A 17,407-nucleotide genomic window follows, 5' to 3' on the forward strand; every position below is an offset into this window, starting at 1 on the left:
CTGGCGTCGCGAGCAGGGGTAGAAAGGGGCATGGTTGCCATCGCTCCTGCGCGCACTCTCACCATGAAGCTTGGGCCCTATTTCGACAGGCTGATCGAAGGCCAGATCGCCAGCGGGAGATATGGCAGCGTTGATGATGTCATTCGCGAGGCGCTCACCCGACTGCAGGATCATGAAACCCGCGTGGAGGCACTAGGCGAGGCACTGCGAGAGGGGGAAGAAAGCGGCCTGCATGGCCCCCTTGATGCCAATGCCTTTCTGCAGGAATGTCGTGCCGCTCGAAGCGCATGAGCTCGGCGCTCTACAGCAACAGGGCGGTCGACGACCTTCGCACCATCGAAACCTACACCGCAACGCAATGGGGTGATGCCCAAGCCGACCGATATGTTCGGGCCATCATGACGGCAGTGGACAGGCTGGCTGAAAATCCTGCGCTTGGACGGGCAGTTGCCGTCAACTTCGGACAATATCGACGGATATCATCGGGCTCCCATGTTATCTATGTCGTTGTGCAGGATGGCCAGACGACAGTCGTTCGCATTCTGCACCAGCGCATGGAACCTGGGCTGCATCTCTGATCCCTGCCACCCCTTGCCTTCGGCGCCAGGTTTCCCATTTCCTGTTTCTTCCTGCCGCCCCTTCCAACCCGGCAGATGTGGAGCCCGACCATGATGACCCTGCGCAAGGCCGCCGACCGCGGCGTGGCGGATTTCGGCTGGCTGGACAGCCGGCACAGCTTCTCCTTCGGCCATTATCATGATCCCGCGCACATGGGGTTCGGCCCGCTGCGCGTGATCAACGAGGATCGCGTGGCCGGCGGTGGCGGCTTTCCGCCGCATGGCCACGCCGACATGGAGATCCTCAGCTATGTGATCGACGGCGCGCTGGAGCATCGCGACAGCATGGGCAATGGCGCGGTCATCCGCCCCGGTGAAATCCAGAAGATGCGCGCCGGCACCGGCGTGCAGCACAGCGAATACAACGCCAGCAAGACCGATCCGGTGCATTTCCTGCAGATCTGGATCATCCCCGCGCACCGGGGGCTGGCGCCGGGCTATGAGCAGGTCGCGCTGCCGCCCGTGCCGGCGGGCAACTCCCGGCTCGACCGCATTGCCGCGCCCGGCGGCGGCGAAGGCGTGGTGGACATCGCGCAGGACGTCACGCTGTGGCGCGCGACGCTGGCGGCCGGCGGCAGACTGAACCACGCGACCGCGCCCGACCGGCGGTTGTGGGTGCAGGCGGCGCGCGGCAGCGCGCGGGTGAATGACGAGGTCCTTACCGCTGGCGATGGCCTGGCAATCGCCCATATGTCTGCGGTGGACTTCGACGCCGACAGCGAGGCCGAGCTGCTGTTGTTCGACATGGGGGCATAGTTCGGCGCGGGGCTTGGAACAAAGCTCCGCGCTTCCCATTTCCCTCGTCTCATCCACAGGAGGCGTTCATGCTTGGCAAGATCATCACCGCGCTGGCGGGGCGCAGCATTGCCCGATCGGTCGGCGGTGCCTCCGCCGGGCCAACCGGCGCGATCATCGGCGCGGTGGTACCCACCGTTTTGCCGCGCATCGCCCGCCGCCTCGGCCCCGTCGGCATGATCGCCGCCGCGGCCGGTGGCTATGCGCTGACGAAATTCCTGGAAAACCGCCGCAAGGTGCCCGTCACGCCCGCCCTGCCGGCACCTCAAAGCGCCGCGCCACCCGTTGCTGCCACGCCCACACCGCCGGCGTGACCCCCAGCTCCAGCAACAGACCGATGCGATAGCCGCTGGAGGGCCATCCCTCCAGCAGGCCACCGCCCAGCCGGGCGAGACCGCCCAGCACCACGGCCAGGCAGACGAAACCGAACAGCCGGCCCTCTCGCTCGATGTGCCGGACGCACGACAGCAGCATGATGCCCAGACCCAGGAAGATGCCCGACAGGTAGCGCCAGTGGCTGCTGACATCCCCCGCCACGGCGTCGCCCTCCCCCAGCCCCGCCGGACCGCCCAAGGCGCCCAGCAGCCCGACCGACAGCGGCGACAGGGCGAGCAGCAGCAACGTCGCCTGCAACAGCCGCTTCTCGGCGGCAGGCGTCACTCGGGCGTCACCTCGACCAGCAGCTTGCCGAAATTGCCGCCGGAATAGAGCAGCTTCACGCTGTCGCGCGCATGCTCCAGGCCCGGGCGAATGTCCTGCCGCGTTTTCACCTGGCCGCCCAGCATCCAGCCGGCAAGGTCGCGGAACGCCTCGCCAAAGCGCGGTGCGAAATCGGTGACGATGAAGCCGCGAACCGTCAGCCGCCGCATCAGCATCAGCGTCCAGAACCCGCGCGGCTCGGCATTGCTGGTCGCGTTATAGCCGCTGATCATGCCGCACAGCGGCATGCGCCCGAACAGCTTCATGCGGCTCACCACCGCCTCCATGATCGGGCCGCCGACCTGTTCGAAATTGATGTCCACGCCGTCGGGCGCCAGCCGGTCGAGCGCCGCGCCGACATCCTCCGCCTTGTAATCGATGGCGGCGTCAAAGCCCAGTTCGTCGACGATGTAGCGGCATTTGTCCGCGCCGCCGGCGATGCCGATCACCCGGCAGCCCTTCAGCTTGCCGATCTGGCCGACGATCTGCCCCACGCCGCCCGCCGCCGCGCCGACCACCAGGGTCTCGCCGGGCTTCGGCTGGCCGATGTCGAGCAGGCCGAAATAAGCCGTCGGCCCCACCACGCCAAAGGTGCCGAACGCCGCCGCCACCGAAATGCCGGGGATCTCCGGCATCGGCGCCATGCCCTCGCCGCGGCTCACCACGATGTCCGCCCATTCGCCCAGGCCGGCCATCAGCTGCCCCTCGCTCACGCCCTCCTTGCGGCTGGCGATCACGCGGCCCACCACGCCGCCCCGCATGGGATCGCCCAGCCCGACCGGCGGCATATACTGCTCCATGTCGCTCATCCAGATGCGATTGGTCGGGTCGAGCGACAGGTAGTTCACCCACACCGCGAACTCGCCGTCGGCCAGCTCGGGCATCGTTTCCGTCACAAAATGCAGGTCGTCGTCCGCGATGTCCCCCACCGGCCGCTTCGCCAACCGCCACACCCGCCGCGTCATGCTCATGCCCGTCTCTCCCGCTCGTTCCCGCCCGCCTTACCGGCGCCGCCCCCGCCACGCCAGCTACCGAAAGCGCCACATCAGGCCGGGCTCCAGCGGCGTCCACAGCCCCACCCGCACGCCCGCCGACGCCAGCGCATCGCGCACCCACTGGTTGCAGGTACGGAGCGCGGAATAACGGCCGCGCGCGACATAGAAGGCATCGTCGGCGCCATAGCCGGCGCCGGGCAGCGGCTGCACATCACCGGCGCTGCCCCGGGCAAAACTGGCGGCAAGGACATCCACCAGCACCGCATATTGCGCCGGCGACAGGCGGATCGGCACGCCCTCGGGCGCGGCCAGCCGGTCGACATGCACCAGCGTCCGGTCGCTGCCGAGCGCGGCGCTGAGGATGCGGTCGACGCGGGCATCGGCCCAGGTCGGCGTGTTCAGATAGAAGTCGCGCTCGCCCCAGCCGAAGGCAAGCCATTGCTGCCCCGCCGGCGCCCCGCGAAAATGCCCGTCCCGCACCAGCGCGCGCCAGTCCGCGCCGGCGGTGACCAGCGGCAACACCAGGTAGGCGTGGACACCGTTGCTCGCCAGGTGAACGGTCACGCCGGCCGGCGCCTGCCGCCAGCCGGCGTTCTGCGGAATGACCGCGCCACCGACCAGCGCGAGCAGCAGCAGCGCGCACGCCGCCGCCAGCGCGCGCAGCAGCCTCATCACACGCGCGCCAGCAGGCGGTCGATCGCCGCCAGCGCCTCCGGCTCCGCCAGCGTCGGGGCGTGGCCGACGCGCGGCACCGTCACCGCCTCCAGCCCCGCCACGTCCCTGACCATGGCGGCCTGCGCCGCCGCGGCGAACACGTCCGACAGCTCCCCCCGCAGGCTGAGCAGCGGCAGACCCTGGAGGCCGCGCAGCGCCAGCGCCAGATCGACCCCCGAATCGCCCCCGGGCAGCCGGAACGGCGCGGAAATGCGCGGATCATAATCCCACACGATCCGGCCCTTCGGGCTCAGCCGGCACAGCCGCTTGGCATGTGCCAGCCAGTCCGGCAGCTGCCAGTCGGGATAGACCCCGGCCTGGCGTTCGGCGATGTCGCGCGCCGCGTGCAGCCAGGTCGGCCAGCCGTTGCCGCGGCCCACCTGCGCGCGGATGCGCTCCAGCCCCGCCGCCTCCAGCTGCGGGCCCACGTCGTTCAGCACCACGCCCGCCAGCCGTGCCCGCTGCGTGACGCCCAGCAGCATCGCCAGCAGCCCACCCAGCGAGGTGCCCACCACCACCACCCGGTCCAGCGGCACGGTTGCCAGCAGCCGGCCGATATCCTGCACATAGGTCAGCGGCACATAGGTCAGCGGATCCTTGGCATAACCCGATTCGCCCCGGCCGCGCAGCGACACGCTGACCACCCGCCAGCCCCGCCCCTGCAGGCGCAGCGCGAGGTCGTGGAAATCCCGGACATTGCGGGTCAGCCCCGGCAGGCAGAGGATCGCCGGCCGCCCGGCGGCGCCGGCATAGTCGCGGAAATGCAGCCGCACGCTGTCGGCGGACCACCAGTAACCGTCGCTGAAACCGTCCATCGCGCGATGCTAGGCCGGCGGCGAGCGAAAGTCATCGTTAACGCCATGCCGGAACTTTTGACTGCCACTCAGATTCATGGCATAGGCCCCGCACGGATCGGGAAAGAGACAGAAAGAATGGCATCGAAGGCTTCGGACGCTCGCGCGCGCCGCTATGATCCCACCGAAACGCGGCAGCGTGTGGTGGAGGCCGCCTATCAGCTGTTCGCCACCCGTGGCTATGCCCAGACCGGTACCGCCGACATCGCGCGCGAGGCGGACGTCTCCGAAGGCTCGATCTTCTATCATTTCGGCTCCAAACGCGCGCTCCTGGCCGAACTGGGCCGGCTGCACGGCGAAAAGATGGTCGCCGCCATGCAGGGCGATGACGCCATCGAGGATCTGGAACCCGGCATCAACATCCGCCGCTGCTTCGCCTTCTGCGTGGAGAATGAAACCTGGGAGCGCATGGCGGAGGCCGGCGCGCCCTGCCCCAGCGGCAGCGGGAAGGGGCACAAGAACCACAATCCCGAGGCCGAACCCTTTTTCAATGCCGCGCGCGAAGTCACCCAGCGCTGGGTGACCGAACAGCTGGTCCGCAGCTTCGCCAAGCGCGGCATCACCGGCATCGATCCCGAAATCGCCGCCAGCCTGACCTTCACCGTGGTGGGGGATGCGCTGCAGATGGCCTTCGGCGACCCGGCCACCCCGCCCGAGCGCATCGCCTTCATCCAGGAACAATGCGTGCGCTTCGTCCGCGCCGCCTGCGGTTATCCCGCCGACCTCGACTGATTGCCAACGCGCCAAAGCCTGCCACACTGGCATGGTGACCGATCCGCGCCTGCCCCATTTTCGCCCGTCCCGCGCCATCCTGGCGCTGGAAGAACTGCTGTGCGACGTCGTGGCCGCGGCGGAGTTCCCGCAAGCCATCCTGCGCTATCGCAACCAGGCGGCCGCCCGCGAGGTGGGCCTGGACCCGCTGTCGGACGGCGAATGGGTGCAGCATTTCGGCCGTTTCGAGCCGCTGAACGGCAGCCTCTGCCGCCCGCGCGCGCTGCGCTATCACGGCCACCAGTTCCGCCACTACAACCCCGAGCTGGGGGACGGCCGCGGTTTCCTGTTCGCGCAGATGCTCGATTCGCGGGGCCGGCTGATGGACCTGGGCACCAAGGGCAGCGGCACCACGCCGTGGAGCCGGCGCGGCGACGGCCGGCTGACGCTGAAGGGCGCGGTGCGCGAAATCCTGGCGACGGAGATGCTGGCGGCGCTGGGGGTCACCACCAGCCGCACCTTCAGCGTGATCGAAACCGGCGAGGCGCTGGAGCGCGGCGACGAACCCTCACCCACCCGCAGCGCCGTCCTCGTCCGCCTCAGCCACGGCCATATCCGCTATGGCAGTTTCCAGCGGCTGGCGGCGCTGGAGGATGACGGCGGTCTGGCGGCGCTGACGCATTATGTGCTCGACCATTTCGCGGACGGCGCGGACAGGTCATCGCCCTATGCCGCCCTGATGGACCATGCCGTCGCCGGCGCCGCGCGGCTGGTCGCGGAATGGCATGTCGCCGGCTTCGTCCACGGCGTCCTCAATACTGACAACATCAACATCACCGGCGAAAGCTTCGACTATGGCCCGTGGCGCTTCCTGCCCGCCTGGGACATGGGATTCACTGCGGCCTATTTCGACCAGTTCGGCCTCTACGCCTTCGGACGGCAGGCGGAGGCGCTGCACTGGAACCTGTTCCAGCTCGCCGGCGCGCTCAAACGGGTGGCGCCGGTCGATGACCTCATCCCCGCGCTGAAGACCTGGCCCGAGCGCGTTGCCGCGAACAGCCGCCGCCAGGCGCTGTGGCGACTGGGCCTGGAGCCGCAGGACGAGGCGGCCGACATCGCCCTGCTGATGGCGTGGGAGAGCGCGCTGGCGGCCAGCGGCGTGCAGCCCGACCGCGCCTGGTTCGACTGGCGCGGCGGGCGGCGCAGGCAAGGCTATGACGGCGCGGCGTGGGCAGTGTTCGCGGAAAAGGTCGCCGACCATCCCGCCGTCCCCGGTGCGCTTGACCATCCCTATTGGGCCGACCCCGCCCCCTGCACCATGCTGATCGAGGAGGTCGAAGCGCTCTGGCGCCCCATCGCCGAGGTCGACGACTGGGCGCCCCTGAATGCGAAAATCGCCGCCATCCGCCGCATGGGGACGGCGCACTTGACGTCCTTGCAATGCCCCTCACAGCCATCTATCTTGCCATCCTAGAGAGGCAATTGATATGGCAACCGCCTTTGCCCCACCAGTGTCGAACGCGCTCGATGGCGTCGTCGATACGTTGCGGCTGACACAGGCCGAAATCGCCCGTGCGGCCGGCCTCCCACGCGAGACGCTCGCCCGCAAGGAACGGCTGCACAGCCCGTCTGCCCAGGCCCGCCTCCGGTTGCTCGCCGATATCCTTACCCGCGCCTCGGCCTGGACTGGCGGGCCGCTCGCCGCCTTTGCCTGGTATCGCTCCCAGCCCCTCCCCTCCTTCGGCGACATGACCGCCGAGGATCTGGTCCGCGCCGGGCGGGGCGAGGCGGTGCGCGACTATCTCAGCCGCATCGCGGTGGGCGGTTACGCCTGATCCCGAACCCGGCGTGACGCTGCCCTTCATCCGCTTCTCCGGGCTGGTCTTCCGCGCCCACCATCCCGGCTGGGCGCATCAGCCGCTCTCCGGCGACGGCGCGCGGCAATGGGGCGGTCGCTTCAACCCGCCCGGCATGGCGGCGCTCTACACCTCGCTGCGCTTCGAAACGGCGTGGCTGGAGGCGCAGCAGGGCTTTGCCTTCAAGGCGCAGCCGATGACGCTGTGCGCCTATCGTGTCGATTGCGCCCATGTCCTGGACCTGACCGACGCCGCGACGCTCACCGCGCTCGACATCGATGCCGCCACCCTCGCCTGCCCCTGGGAAGGCCTGCTGTCTCGGCGCGCCCCCGTCCCCAGCCATGATCTGGCGAAGCGGCTGGCGGCGCAACGCACGGCCGGCATCATCGTGCCCAGCCACGCCGCTGGTGCAACTCCCCGCGATCGCAACCTCGTCTTCTGGCGCTGGGGCAAGGCGCCCCACAGTTTGACCCTGATCGACGATTATCAGCGTCTGGCGACCTGAGTGCCCGTCAGGAACTCCGCCGCCGCCCGCGCGATTCCCGCCGCCACCGCCCGCTGGCCATCCCGGTCGAACAGATAGTCGCTGTCCTCCGCATTCGACAGGTAACCGGTTTCCAGCAACACGGCGGGCACGCCGACATTCTTCAGCACCGCAAAGCCGGCGAAATGGTGGAACCGGCTGCGGAAGCGCACGCCTTCCGGCTCCAGCGCCGCCTGCAACCCCTGCGCGAAATCCACGCTGGCATTCATCGAATCGCGCTGTGCCAGGTCGATCAGCAGCCCGGTGGTCTCCCGGTCCTGCCCGCGCAGCGTCACGCCGGCGATGGCATCGGCGTTGTTCTCCTTCGCCGCCAGCCGCGCCGCCTGCGCGTCGGACGCGACCTCGGACAGGGTATAGACGCTCGCCCCGCGCGCCGCCGCGTTGGGCGCGCTGTCGGCGTGCACACTGATGAACAGGTCGGCGCCCCAGTCGCGCGCCAGCCGCTGCCGCTGCCCCAGCGTCAGGAACCGGTCGTCATCGCGCGTCAGCCGCACCCGCAGCCGGCCATCGCGTTCGATCGCGCGCTTCGCCGCCTGCGCGATCGCCAGCGTCACGGTCTTCTCATAACCCCCGTTTACCGAGATGGCGCCGACATCCTTGCCGCCATGACCGGGGTCGATCACGACCAGCGGCTTGCGCCCGTCGCGCCCGCGCGGGCGGGGGGCGGCGGCCGCCGCCTCCGTGGGTGGCGCCACGACGGGTGACGGCGGTGCCGGTGGCGGCGCCGCGGTCGCCGGCGGCTTTCCGGCGGCGGGCCGGGGCGCGGCCGGCGCGATCACCGGTTTCGCCACCGCCTTCCCCGCGGCCTCCTGCGCCCGCAGCTGTTCGGTCAGGATCGCCTCCACCTCCTCCAGCCGACCGGCCGCCGGCGCGCCGACCGCCGGCCCGGTAAAGCCGGGAATCGGGTTGCGCCCGCGCGACACCAGCCCGCGAAACCCCGCCGCATCAATGGGCGCCAGCGTCAGCAGCAGGCGATTTTTCGCGTCCTGCTCTGCCTTCACGATTCGCATCGGCGCGGACAGGTCGATCACCACGCGAACAATGTCCGCATCGAACTGCCCCACCCGCGCCGCCTTCACCGTGCCGGCACCCCCGGCTTCGATCCGGCTGGCCGACGCGCCCGACAGATCGACCGCCCAGCGCATCGGCTGCGGCAAGGCAAACGCCCTTGGCGGCGCAGCGAGCGGCCGCGACAGCGGCACGGTCACCGTCACCTCCCGGGCACTGCCCGCCACCGACAGGCCGGTGGCCACCACCGGGCGCGACTGTTGCGCCAACGCAGGCGCGACCGCGACAATCAGCACGAACAGCAGGCGCAACAGCATCGCGATCTTCATAGCGACCCGCGCCGCCCATGGGAATCCGCCCCGCCACCACTTGTCGCAGGGCTGACCATCGGCCGGCGGCCACCCCATATCCGCCGGATGACGGTCACCCTCTGGTATGATGGCGCCTGCCCGCTGTGCTCGCGGGAGATCGCGCTGCTGCGCCGGCTCGACACACGACGCCAGGTGCATTTCATCGATCTTGCCGACCCAAGCGCCGCCTGTCCGCTCGAGCCTGCGGCCATGCTGGCCCGCTTCCACGCCCGCGAGGACACGGGCCCGCTGCTCTCCGGCGCGGCCGCTTTCGCCGCCGTGTGGCGCGCGCTGCCACTGCTGCGGCCGCTCGGTGTGGCGGCGCAATGGCCGCCGTTGCTGCGCCTGCTCGAACGCGCCTATGTCGCTTTCCTGGGCGTGCGCCCGCGCCTGCAACGCTGGCTCACGCCGCCAGCAGCGCCCTCAGCCGGTCGTTGACCATCGCCGGATTCGCCTTGCCGCCGGTCGCCTTCATCACCTGGCCCACGAAAAAGCCGAACAGCTTGTCCTTGCCGCCGCGATAGTCCGCCACCTTGTCGGCATTGGCCGCCATCACATCGGCGATCGCCGCGTCCACCGCGCCGCTGTCGTTCACCTGTTTCAGCCCGCGGGCCTCGGCAATCGCGCCCGGATCCTCGCCGGTCTCCAGCATGATCTCGAAAACCTGCTTCGCCAGCGGGCCGGACAGCGTGCCATCCGCCATCAGCGCCAGCAGCTCCGCGCCCTGGGCGGCCGACACCGGCGACTGCGCGATCTCCAGCCCGCGTTTGTTCAGCGCGCCGAACAGCTCCCCGGTCATCCAGTTCGCCGCCGCCTTCGCCATCTCCGCCTGCGGCCGGCCGGCCTTCGCCGCGCTGGTCGCCAGCAGCGTCTCGAACCAGGCGGACTGGTCGACGTCCGCCGTCAGCACCGCGGCCAGATAGGGGGAAAGCGCCAGTTCCGTCCGATACCGTTCCGCGCGGGCATCGGGCAGCTCGGGCAGGCTCGCCAGGCATTCCGCCACGAAATCCTCGCTCAGCTCCAGCGGCAGCAGGTCGGGTTCCGGGAAGTAACGATAGTCGTGCGCATCCTCTTTCGACCGCAGCGACCGCGTCTCGCCCCGGTCGGGATCGAACAGCCGCGTCTCCTGCACGACGGTGCCGCCCTCCTCGATCAGCTCCACCTGCCGCCGCGCCTCGTAAACGATGGCCTGCTGGATGAAACGGATGCTGTTCACATTCTTGATCTCGCAGCGCGTGCCGAACGTCGCGCCGGCCTTCCTGACCGACACATTCACGTCGGCGCGCATCGATCCTTCCTGCATGTTGCCGTCACAGCTTCCCACCGCCCGCAGGATCGCCCGCAGCTTCGTGACATAGGCGGCGGCCTCCGCCGGCGATCGCAGGTCGGGCTTGGAGACGATCTCCATCAGCGCCACGCCCGACCGGTTCAGATCGACATAGCTTTCGCCCGGCGCCAGGTCATGCACGGACTTCCCCGCATCCTGCTCCAGGTGGATGCGCTCGATGCCGATCTCCTTGACCGTCCCGTCCTCCAGCTCGATCGGCAGCACGCCTTCGCCCACCACCGGATACTGGAACTGCGAAATCTGATATCCCTGCGGCAGGTCAGCGTAGAAATAATTCTTCCGGTCGAACCGCGACCAGCGGTTGATGGTGGCACCCAAAGCCAGTCCCGTCCGCACCGCCTGCCGAACACATTCGCCGTTCAGCACCGGCAGCATCCCCGGCATCGCCGCGTCCACCAGGCTGACCTGCGTGTTCGGTTCCGCGCCGAAATCCGTGGCGGCGCCGCTGAACAGCTTGGACCTGCTGCTGACCTGGGCATGCACTTCCAGCCCCATCACCAGCTCCCACGGCCCCGTCCGGCCTTCGATCGTGTAAACCTCGCTCACGCCTGCTGCCTCGCCTTCGCGCCGAACCGCCGCCGCGCCCAAAGCTGGCCCGGCACCTCGACAAACCGGTAGGTCAGATAGGAGATTCCGACCACCAGCGCCAGCATCACGAACAGCAGCAGCGTGCCCTGCACCGGCGTCGCGCCGGCATAATCCACCATTTTTCCGGCATGGAGCATCGGTGTCAGCAGCGTCGCGCCGGTTGCCCGCTCGATCAGCTTCAGCAGGTCGTCGAACCGCGCCTGCACCAGCGCGTGCACCATGTAGATGGAGAAGGACAGCAGCCCCAGCCACTGGAACAGCGGCCGCCGCAGCAGCCGGCTGACCGCCCCCGCCTCGTGCGCGAACAGCAGCACCGCGGCCATGAACAGCGGCGGCAGCAGGATGTTCGCCGGGTTGCCGCCCAAGAGCGGCACCAGCAGCAGCAGCAGCGCCACCATCGCCAGCTCCGCCACCGTGCCCGGGGTCGCCCCCGGCCGCCAGGCCGCCACACGCGGCCATAGGGCCCAGGCCAACACCCCCAGCGAAAAGCCATAGACGCAGCGGATCATGCCGAAATCCCAGGTCACGTTGACGCCATGGTCGGTCAGCGTCAGCAGCAGCAGGGCACAGGCCACCACCGCGGCCAGCAGCGCGGCGTTCAGCCAGCGCCCGCAGGCGACCACCGCCACGGCGAACAGGCCATAGGTCCAGAACTCGGTGGCGATGCTCCAGCTCGGCTCGTTCCAGGTCAGCCCGCCCGTGGTGTGGAAACTGTGCAGCAGCAGGATGTTGAGACCCAGCGATTCGAGGCTGGTGTGGCCGGTGAACACGTCGCGCTCCATCACGCTCGCCCCCACGCCGCTCAACCCGATGGCTTCCGACAGCACGAAAAGCCCCAGCATGAACAAATGCAGCGGATAGACGCGCCCGAACCGCAGCCCCATGAAGCGCAGCAGCCCGAACCCGTCCGCCAGCCGCTGGCGATAGGTGCAGGCAATGACAAAGCCCGACAGCACGAAGAAGAAATCCACGAACAGCCAGCTTTCGCGCACCAGGGCCCAGTCGGCGACCGGGCTGTTCACCCGGAAATGGAACAGGCACACCAACAGGGCGCACAGTCCGCGCAGCGCATCGAGCACCTCGAAACGGTGCGACGGACCAGTCAACGACATGCGCGACAGGTAGCCGAATGCTGCACCGCGTCAATCGACGAACGATTGGCAGTGCTTATGTCACCACCAGTTGTCGGGGCGTGCCGCAAATCCCGCCGCCCGCTCCAGCGCAAAGCCCGCATTCAGCACCCCCGCCTCGTCCAGAGGCCGCCCGATGACCTGCAACCCCAGCGGCAGGCCATTGTCGTCCAGCCCCGCCGGCACCGACATCGCCGGCAACCCCGCCAGCGAGGACGGCACGGTGAAGACATCATTGAGATACATGGCGATCGGATCGTCGCTCTTGCTGCCCAGCGCGAAGGCGCTGGTCGGCGCGGTCGGCGTCAACAGCAGGTCGCATTGCTTGAACACGTTCTGAAAATCCCGCGCGATCAGCGCCCGCACCTTCTGCGCCTGGAGATAATATGCGTCATAATAGCCGGCACTCAGCACATAGGTGCCGATCATGATGCGCCGCCGCACCTCCGCGCCGAACCCCGCCGCCCGCGTCGCGGCATACATGTCGTTGAGGTTGCCGCCCTCGGGCGTCACCCGCAGGCCATAGCGAACGCCATCATAGCGCGCGAGGTTGGAGGACGCCTCCGCCGGCGCCACGATATAATAGGTCGGCAGCGCCTGCGCCGTGTGCGGCAGGCTGACCTCCACGATCTCCGCCCCCGCGTCGCGTGCCCAGTCCGCGCCCTGTTGCCACAGCGCCTCCAGCCCGGCGTCCATCCCCTCCATGCGATATTCGCGCGGGATGCCGATGCGTTTCCCGCGCAGGTCGCCATCCAGCGCCGCGGCATAATCCGGCACGGGCACGTCCAGGCTGGTCGAATCGCGCGGGTCGTGCCCCGCCATCACGCCCAGCAGGAGGGCGCAATCGGTGACGGTGCGCGCCATCGGCCCGGCCTGGTCCAGGCTGCTGGCGAACGCCACGATGCCCCAGCGGGAACAGCGCCCATAGGTCGGCTTGATCCCCGCGATCCCCGCGAACGCCGCCGGCTGCCGGATGCTGCCGCCGGTGTCGGTGCCGGTCGCCGCCGCCACCAGTCGCGCCGCCACCGCCGCCGCCGATCCCCCCGAGGACCCGCCCGGCGTCAGCGCCGCGTTGCTGTTCCGGGCGCGCCACGGCGACAGCACATTGCCGAAGGCACTGGTTTCGTTCGACGATCCCATGGCAAACTGGTCGAGGTTCAGCTTCCCCAGCATCGCCGCGCCGGCGCCCAGCAGCTTCGCGCTGACGAAACTCTCATATCGCGGCACGAAGCCGCGCAGCATGTCGGACGCCGCCGTGGTCTCGACGCCCTCGGTGGCGAACAAGTCCTTGATGCCCAGCGGAATCCCCGCCAGCACCCCGGCGCTGCCGCCTGCCAGCGCCGCGTCCGCCGCCTTCGCCGCGGCAAACGCATGCTCGGGCGTCTCGGTGATGAAGGCGTTCAGCGCCCGAGCGCCCTCCACGGCGGCGACATGCGCCCCCACCAGCTCGGTCGCGGAAAATTCCCGCGCCCGCAGCCCCGCCGCCATGTCGGCCAGCGTCAGATCGGTCAGCGCGGTCATTATTCGATCACCTTCGGCACCGCGAAATAGCCGTGGCTCGCCGCCGGCGCGTTCGCCAGCACCGCGTCACGCACCCCGCCGTCGCTGACCACATCCTCCCGCCACGGCGCGGTCTTCGGGATCACCGCGGTCATCGGCTCCACGCCCGCGGTATCCACCGCCGCCAGCTGGTCGATCCAGCCCATGATCTTGTTCAATTCGCTGACCAGCGGCGCCACCTCGTCGTCGCGCAGGGCAATGCGCGCCAGCCCGGCCACCCGCCGCACGATTTTCTCATCAACTGCCATGGCAGGGGGCGTTAGCGGCAATGGCCGCCTGCCGCAATGCGGCAGCGCTCAGCCGGCGTCGACGAGCATGGCATTGGCCGGCATCGGCTGCGGCATCACGCTGGTGCTCATCCGCGCCAGCAGCCTGCCCGTCTCATCCATCATGTCCGCCTCGGCAAAGGCGATGGTGCGCCCGCGCTTCACCACCCGCCCCTCCACATGCACCCAGCCACCCACCCGCGCCGGCGCCAGAAAGCTCACCTTGAACTCGATGGTGGGCACCACGATCCGCTCCCCGCTGTGCGCGATCACCGCGGTCGCCGCCGCATCGTCCAGCATGGCCGCGATGATGCCGCCCTGCATGTTGCCCATCGGGTTGCAGAATTCGGGCTTCACCGGAAAGCGCATCCGCGTCTGCCCTTCCGCGATGCTGACGGACAGCATCTCCATCCCCAGCAAGCGCGCGGTCGGCGGCACGCGGGTGGACATGCGCTGCAGCAGCTCGTCATCGGTCATCGTCATTCAGAACACCTCGAACGGGGGCAGGCCAAAAGCTTTCAGGGCCGGTGCATAGCGCTCCAGCCCCGGCACCGCCCCTGTCGCAATCGCGCGGTGACCACCCGGCGCCGGCCAGTGCCGCCCGGCCAGCAGATGCGCCGTCCGCCGCGCGATTCCCGCCGCCCCATCCACGAAGCGCAACGGCCGCGGCGCCACCGCCGCCAGGCGCTCCGCCACCAGCGGAAAATGCGTGCAGGCCAGCACCACCACGTCCATCGCGTCGCCCCCCGGCTGCATCAGCAGCCCCTCCAGCGCCGCGCGATAATCGGCATCCGCCGTCGCCTCGCCCCGAAGGTGCGCCTCCGCCAGCGCCACCAGCGCGCTGCTGCCGTGGCGCAGCACCGTGCAATCGGCGGCGAACCGCGCCGACAGCGCATCGACATAGGGTTGCCGCACCGTCGACGGCGTCCCCAGCACCCCGATCACCCGGCTCACCGACGCTTCCGCCGCCGGCTTGATCGCCGGCACCGTGCCCACCACGCCGACATCCAGCACGGCGCGCACATGCGCCAGCGCGATCACGCTCGCGGTGTTGCAGGCGATGACCACCAGCGAGGGCCGCAGCCGCTCGGCGAGCCGCCCCAGCCAGGCCGATACCCGTGTCGCCACCTCCATCTCGCTTTTCACGCCATAGGGAAAACCGGCGGTATCGGCGGCATAGACCAGCGGCGCCTGCGGCAGCGCTCGCGTCACCTCCCGCAGCACCGAAAGGCCGCCGATCCCCGAATCGAACAGCAGCACCGGCCCGGTCAAAGCTCGATCAGCCGATCGTCCAGCTCATTGGGGTTCTTCGGGCAGGGCGGAAAATGCGCCGCCAGCACCGCGCCGGCGATGGCGATCGCCTCCTCGAACGCCCGCGCCGGATCGCCGGCACGAAGGCCCCGCAACAGCGCCTCGTTGGTCTCCGCCCAGGTTTCCGGCGGCACCTTTTCATAGATGCCCTTGTCCGCCACCACCTCGGAAATCCGGTCCGCCACCGAGACGAACAGCAGCACGCCGGTCCGCCCCTCGGTCAGGTGGATGCCCTTCGCCAGGAACTGCCGCAGCGCCAGCTCATGCACCCGGTCATGCCGCAGGAAACGCGGCGCGAGACGCTGCGACAGCGGCGTCAGCCACAGCAGCGCGGCGATCCCCACGAACAGCGCCAGTTGCAGCGCGGCATACAGCTCGATGGCGCGCCGGTCGGCCAGGTCGGCGTCTCCCGCCAGCCAGCCGGCATCCCGCACCACCGCCAGCCAGGCCGCCGGGCCGAACCCCAGCGCCACCGCCGCGAACGGCAGCACGAACGCGATGAACGCCGCCACCGACAGCGCGAACCCGGTGTAGCGATGCCGCTCCTGCGTCAGAATGGCGAAAATCTCGCCCGACGTCGTCGCCTCCGCCGCCTTGATGGCGGCGCGCACCCGGGCATGGTCATCGGCGCTCAGCTGCATCACCACCCCCCGCTCGATCCGCCGCCGCCAAAGCCGCCGCCGCCACCACCGAAACCACCGCCCCCAAAACCGCCACCGCCGCCCCCCCAGCCACCGCCACGGTTGCCGCCGCTCAGCATGCCGGTTGCCACGCCCCACAGGAAACTGCTGCCCCCGCCCGAGACCACGCCCGAACGCCGCCGGCCCCGCCGCATCGAAAACAGCACCCACAGCAGCAGGAAGCCCAGCCACAGCAAGGCGCCGAGCCCCGGGCCATCATCCTCCGCCCCCGCGCTGGCGGTCGCCGCCGCCACATTCGCCCGCGCCTGCTCCGGCGGCAGGCCCAGCTGGCGGATGATGGCATCCGCGCCATCGCGCACCCCGCCCGCCAGGTCCCCGGCCTTGAACCTTGGCAGGATCGCCTGCTGGATGATCACGCTCGACAGCGCATCGGTCAGCACCGGCTCCAGGCCATAGCCCACCTCGATCCGCACCCGGCGTTCGTTGGGCGCGACGATCAGCAGCACGCCATCATTCGTCCCCGCCCGCCCGATGCCCCAGGCCCGGCCGAGCTGATAGCCATAATCCTCGATTTCCAGGCCCTGCAGGTCGGGCAGCGTCACCACCACGAACTGCGCCTTCGTCGCCGCCTCCAGCGCCGCCGATTTCGCCTCCAGGTCGGCGCGCACGTCGGCCGGCAGGATGTTCGCCGCATCCACCACCCGCCCCGTCAGCGCCGGGAAGGTTGGCGCCGCCTGCGCCAGCCCGGCAAAGGCCAGCAGCAGCAGGGCCAGGATCAGGCGCATCCGCCTCGCCTCAGAACTCGACCTTTGGTGCCGTCTCCGCGCCAGGGCTGACCGCCTGATAGGGCGTCATCGGCTTGCTGCCATAGATGATGCGCGCGCCGATGATCGACGGAAAGGTGCGGATCTCGGTGTTGAACGCCTGCACCGCGCTGTTGTAATCGCGCCGCGCGATGGCGATGCGGTTCTCCGTCCCCTCCAGCTGCGATTGCAGCGCCATGAAATTGGCATTGGTCTTCAGGTCCGGATAGGCCTCCTGCAACCGCTGCACCGCCAGGATGCTGGTCGACAGCCGCGCCTGCGCCTCGGCAAAACGCGCCATCGCCGCCGGGTCGGACAATTGCTCCCCGCTCAGCTGGATCTGTGTCGCGCTCGCCCGCGCCTCGGTCACCTCGCGCAGCACGTTGCGCTCCTGCGCCGCCGCGCCCTTCACCGCGCCCACGATCTGCGGCACCAGGTCGGCGCGCCGCTGATACTGGTTCTGCACCTCGCCCCAGGCCGCCTTCGCCGCTTCCTCCTTGGTGGGAATGCTGTTCACGCCACAGGCCGACAATGAAAGCGCCGCCAGAGCCGGCAGCAGGATGCGCATAAAACGGGCCATCAAACCTCTCCTCAAACGCCGGAACGGCAGCCGCCCG

Annotated in this window: 23 protein-coding genes; 9 read left to right on the top strand and 14 right to left on the bottom strand. The window is 69.5% G+C overall.

Annotated elements, in window-relative coordinates:
- Nucleotides 1-30 precede the first annotated feature (30 nt).
- The 4 genes from H3309_RS14985 (at nucleotide 31) to H3309_RS15000 (ending at nucleotide 1,726) form a co-directional block, all read left to right on the top strand.
- Nucleotides 31-291 carry a type II toxin-antitoxin system ParD family antitoxin gene (locus H3309_RS14985; protein WP_207791522.1) on the top strand — a complete coding sequence of 87 codons (261 nt, stop codon included), beginning with the start codon at nucleotides 31-33 and terminating at the stop codon, nucleotides 289-291.
- A complete protein-coding gene (locus H3309_RS14990; protein ID WP_182295638.1) occupies nucleotides 288-578 on the top strand; it encodes a type II toxin-antitoxin system RelE/ParE family toxin in 291 nt (96 codons plus the stop codon). Before H3309_RS14985 ends, H3309_RS14990 begins: the two co-directional genes overlap by 4 nt.
- Nucleotides 579-668: 90 nt before the next feature.
- The gene (locus tag H3309_RS14995; RefSeq protein WP_182295640.1) at nucleotides 669-1,373 is read left to right on the top strand and encodes a pirin family protein; all 705 of its coding nucleotides are present in this window, start codon (nucleotides 669-671) and stop codon (nucleotides 1,371-1,373) included.
- Between the two features lie 68 nt (nucleotides 1,374-1,441).
- Nucleotides 1,442-1,726 (top strand): hypothetical protein, encoded by a 285-nt coding sequence (locus H3309_RS15000; RefSeq protein ID WP_182295642.1) that lies wholly within the window; start codon nucleotides 1,442-1,444, stop codon nucleotides 1,724-1,726.
- Here the strand turns inward: H3309_RS15000 and H3309_RS15005 are convergent.
- Genes H3309_RS15005 through H3309_RS15020 form a run of 4 tightly spaced genes read right to left on the bottom strand, consistent with a single transcriptional unit; the run spans nucleotide 1,656 to nucleotide 4,635 of the window.
- The gene (locus H3309_RS15005; protein ID WP_182295644.1) at nucleotides 1,656-2,072 is read right to left on the bottom strand and encodes a DUF4345 domain-containing protein; all 417 of its coding nucleotides are present in this window, start codon (nucleotides 2,070-2,072) and stop codon (nucleotides 1,656-1,658) included. The genes H3309_RS15000 and H3309_RS15005 overlap by 71 nt on opposite strands.
- The gene (locus H3309_RS15010; RefSeq protein WP_243453762.1) at nucleotides 2,069-3,082 is read right to left on the bottom strand and encodes an NADP-dependent oxidoreductase; all 1,014 of its coding nucleotides are present in this window, start codon (nucleotides 3,080-3,082) and stop codon (nucleotides 2,069-2,071) included. The genes H3309_RS15005 and H3309_RS15010 overlap by 4 nt, the downstream gene beginning before the upstream one ends.
- A gap of 57 nt (nucleotides 3,083-3,139) precedes the next feature.
- Complete coding sequence (locus H3309_RS15015; RefSeq protein ID WP_182295646.1) at nucleotides 3,140-3,778, bottom strand: TIGR02117 family protein; 639 nt, start codon at nucleotides 3,776-3,778, stop codon at nucleotides 3,140-3,142.
- On the bottom strand, nucleotides 3,778-4,635 hold the full coding sequence (locus H3309_RS15020) for an alpha/beta fold hydrolase (protein WP_182295647.1): 858 nt from the start codon (nucleotides 4,633-4,635) through the stop codon (nucleotides 3,778-3,780). Before H3309_RS15020 ends, H3309_RS15015 begins: the two co-directional genes overlap by 1 nt.
- 117 nt (nucleotides 4,636-4,752) lie before the next feature.
- Between H3309_RS15020 and H3309_RS15025 the strand changes: the two genes are divergently transcribed.
- From H3309_RS15025 to H3309_RS15040, 4 genes are read left to right on the top strand one after another with little or no spacing between them, the layout of a single operon-like run.
- On the top strand, nucleotides 4,753-5,406 hold the full coding sequence (locus H3309_RS15025) for a TetR/AcrR family transcriptional regulator (protein ID WP_182295649.1): 654 nt from the start codon (nucleotides 4,753-4,755) through the stop codon (nucleotides 5,404-5,406).
- A 31-nt stretch (nucleotides 5,407-5,437) separates the two neighbouring features.
- A complete protein-coding gene (locus H3309_RS15030; protein WP_182295651.1) occupies nucleotides 5,438-6,859 on the top strand; it encodes a protein adenylyltransferase SelO family protein in 1,422 nt (473 codons plus the stop codon).
- 13 nt (nucleotides 6,860-6,872) lie between these two features.
- Nucleotides 6,873-7,220, top strand: a complete 348-nt coding sequence (locus H3309_RS15035; RefSeq protein ID WP_182295653.1) for an antitoxin Xre/MbcA/ParS toxin-binding domain-containing protein — start codon at nucleotides 6,873-6,875, stop codon at nucleotides 7,218-7,220.
- 13 nt (nucleotides 7,221-7,233) lie between these two features.
- The gene (locus tag H3309_RS15040) at nucleotides 7,234-7,746 is read left to right on the top strand and encodes an RES family NAD+ phosphorylase (protein ID WP_207791523.1); all 513 of its coding nucleotides are present in this window, start codon (nucleotides 7,234-7,236) and stop codon (nucleotides 7,744-7,746) included.
- Here the strand turns inward: H3309_RS15040 and H3309_RS15045 are convergent.
- Nucleotides 7,728-9,122, bottom strand: a complete 1,395-nt coding sequence (locus H3309_RS15045) for an N-acetylmuramoyl-L-alanine amidase (RefSeq protein WP_182295655.1) — start codon at nucleotides 9,120-9,122, stop codon at nucleotides 7,728-7,730. The two genes, H3309_RS15040 and H3309_RS15045, sit on opposite strands and share 19 nt — an antisense overlap.
- 87 nt (nucleotides 9,123-9,209) lie before the next feature.
- Between H3309_RS15045 and H3309_RS15050 the strand changes: the two genes are divergently transcribed.
- Nucleotides 9,210-9,581: a thiol-disulfide oxidoreductase DCC family protein gene (locus H3309_RS15050; protein ID WP_182295657.1), complete on the top strand. Its 372-nt coding sequence runs from the start codon at nucleotides 9,210-9,212 to the stop codon at nucleotides 9,579-9,581.
- Here the strand turns inward: H3309_RS15050 and gatB are convergent.
- The 9 genes from gatB to H3309_RS15095 are packed head-to-tail and all read right to left on the bottom strand — an operon-like array spanning nucleotide 9,547 to nucleotide 17,370.
- Nucleotides 9,547-10,986 (bottom strand): Asp-tRNA(Asn)/Glu-tRNA(Gln) amidotransferase subunit GatB, encoded by a 1,440-nt coding sequence (gene gatB / locus H3309_RS15055; protein ID WP_243453941.1) that lies wholly within the window; start codon nucleotides 10,984-10,986, stop codon nucleotides 9,547-9,549. The two genes, H3309_RS15050 and gatB, sit on opposite strands and share 35 nt — an antisense overlap.
- A 47-nt stretch (nucleotides 10,987-11,033) precedes the next feature.
- Nucleotides 11,034-12,191, bottom strand: a complete 1,158-nt coding sequence (locus H3309_RS15060; RefSeq protein ID WP_182295661.1) for an acyltransferase family protein — start codon at nucleotides 12,189-12,191, stop codon at nucleotides 11,034-11,036.
- A 60-nt stretch (nucleotides 12,192-12,251) separates the two neighbouring features.
- A complete protein-coding gene (gene gatA, locus H3309_RS15065) occupies nucleotides 12,252-13,730 on the bottom strand; it encodes an Asp-tRNA(Asn)/Glu-tRNA(Gln) amidotransferase subunit GatA (protein ID WP_182295663.1) in 1,479 nt (492 codons plus the stop codon).
- Entirely contained in the window at nucleotides 13,730-14,017 is a 288-nt protein-coding gene (gatC, locus tag H3309_RS15070; protein WP_182295665.1) for an Asp-tRNA(Asn)/Glu-tRNA(Gln) amidotransferase subunit GatC, read from the bottom strand. The genes gatA and gatC overlap by 1 nt, the downstream gene beginning before the upstream one ends.
- Before the next feature lie 48 nt (nucleotides 14,018-14,065).
- Complete coding sequence (locus H3309_RS15075; RefSeq protein ID WP_243453763.1) at nucleotides 14,066-14,518, bottom strand: PaaI family thioesterase; 453 nt, start codon at nucleotides 14,516-14,518, stop codon at nucleotides 14,066-14,068.
- Nucleotides 14,519-15,295: a glutamate racemase gene (murI, locus tag H3309_RS15080; RefSeq protein ID WP_182295667.1), complete on the bottom strand. Its 777-nt coding sequence runs from the start codon at nucleotides 15,293-15,295 to the stop codon at nucleotides 14,519-14,521.
- Nucleotides 15,296-15,303: 8 nt separating this feature from the next.
- The gene (locus H3309_RS15085; RefSeq protein ID WP_182295669.1) at nucleotides 15,304-15,987 is read right to left on the bottom strand and encodes a TPM domain-containing protein; all 684 of its coding nucleotides are present in this window, start codon (nucleotides 15,985-15,987) and stop codon (nucleotides 15,304-15,306) included.
- Nucleotides 15,987-16,772, bottom strand: coding sequence for a TPM domain-containing protein (locus H3309_RS15090; RefSeq protein ID WP_182295671.1), 786 nt, complete (start codon nucleotides 16,770-16,772; stop codon nucleotides 15,987-15,989). The genes H3309_RS15085 and H3309_RS15090 overlap by 1 nt, the downstream gene beginning before the upstream one ends.
- A gap of 10 nt (nucleotides 16,773-16,782) precedes the next feature.
- Nucleotides 16,783-17,370 (bottom strand): LemA family protein, encoded by a 588-nt coding sequence (locus H3309_RS15095; protein WP_182295673.1) that lies wholly within the window; start codon nucleotides 17,368-17,370, stop codon nucleotides 16,783-16,785.
- Nucleotides 17,371-17,407: the final 37 nt, after the last annotated feature.

The sequence above is a fragment of the Sandaracinobacteroides saxicola genome (assembly GCF_014117445.1).
Lineage (GTDB): Bacteria > Pseudomonadota > Alphaproteobacteria > Sphingomonadales > Sphingomonadaceae > Sandaracinobacteroides_A > Sandaracinobacteroides_A saxicola.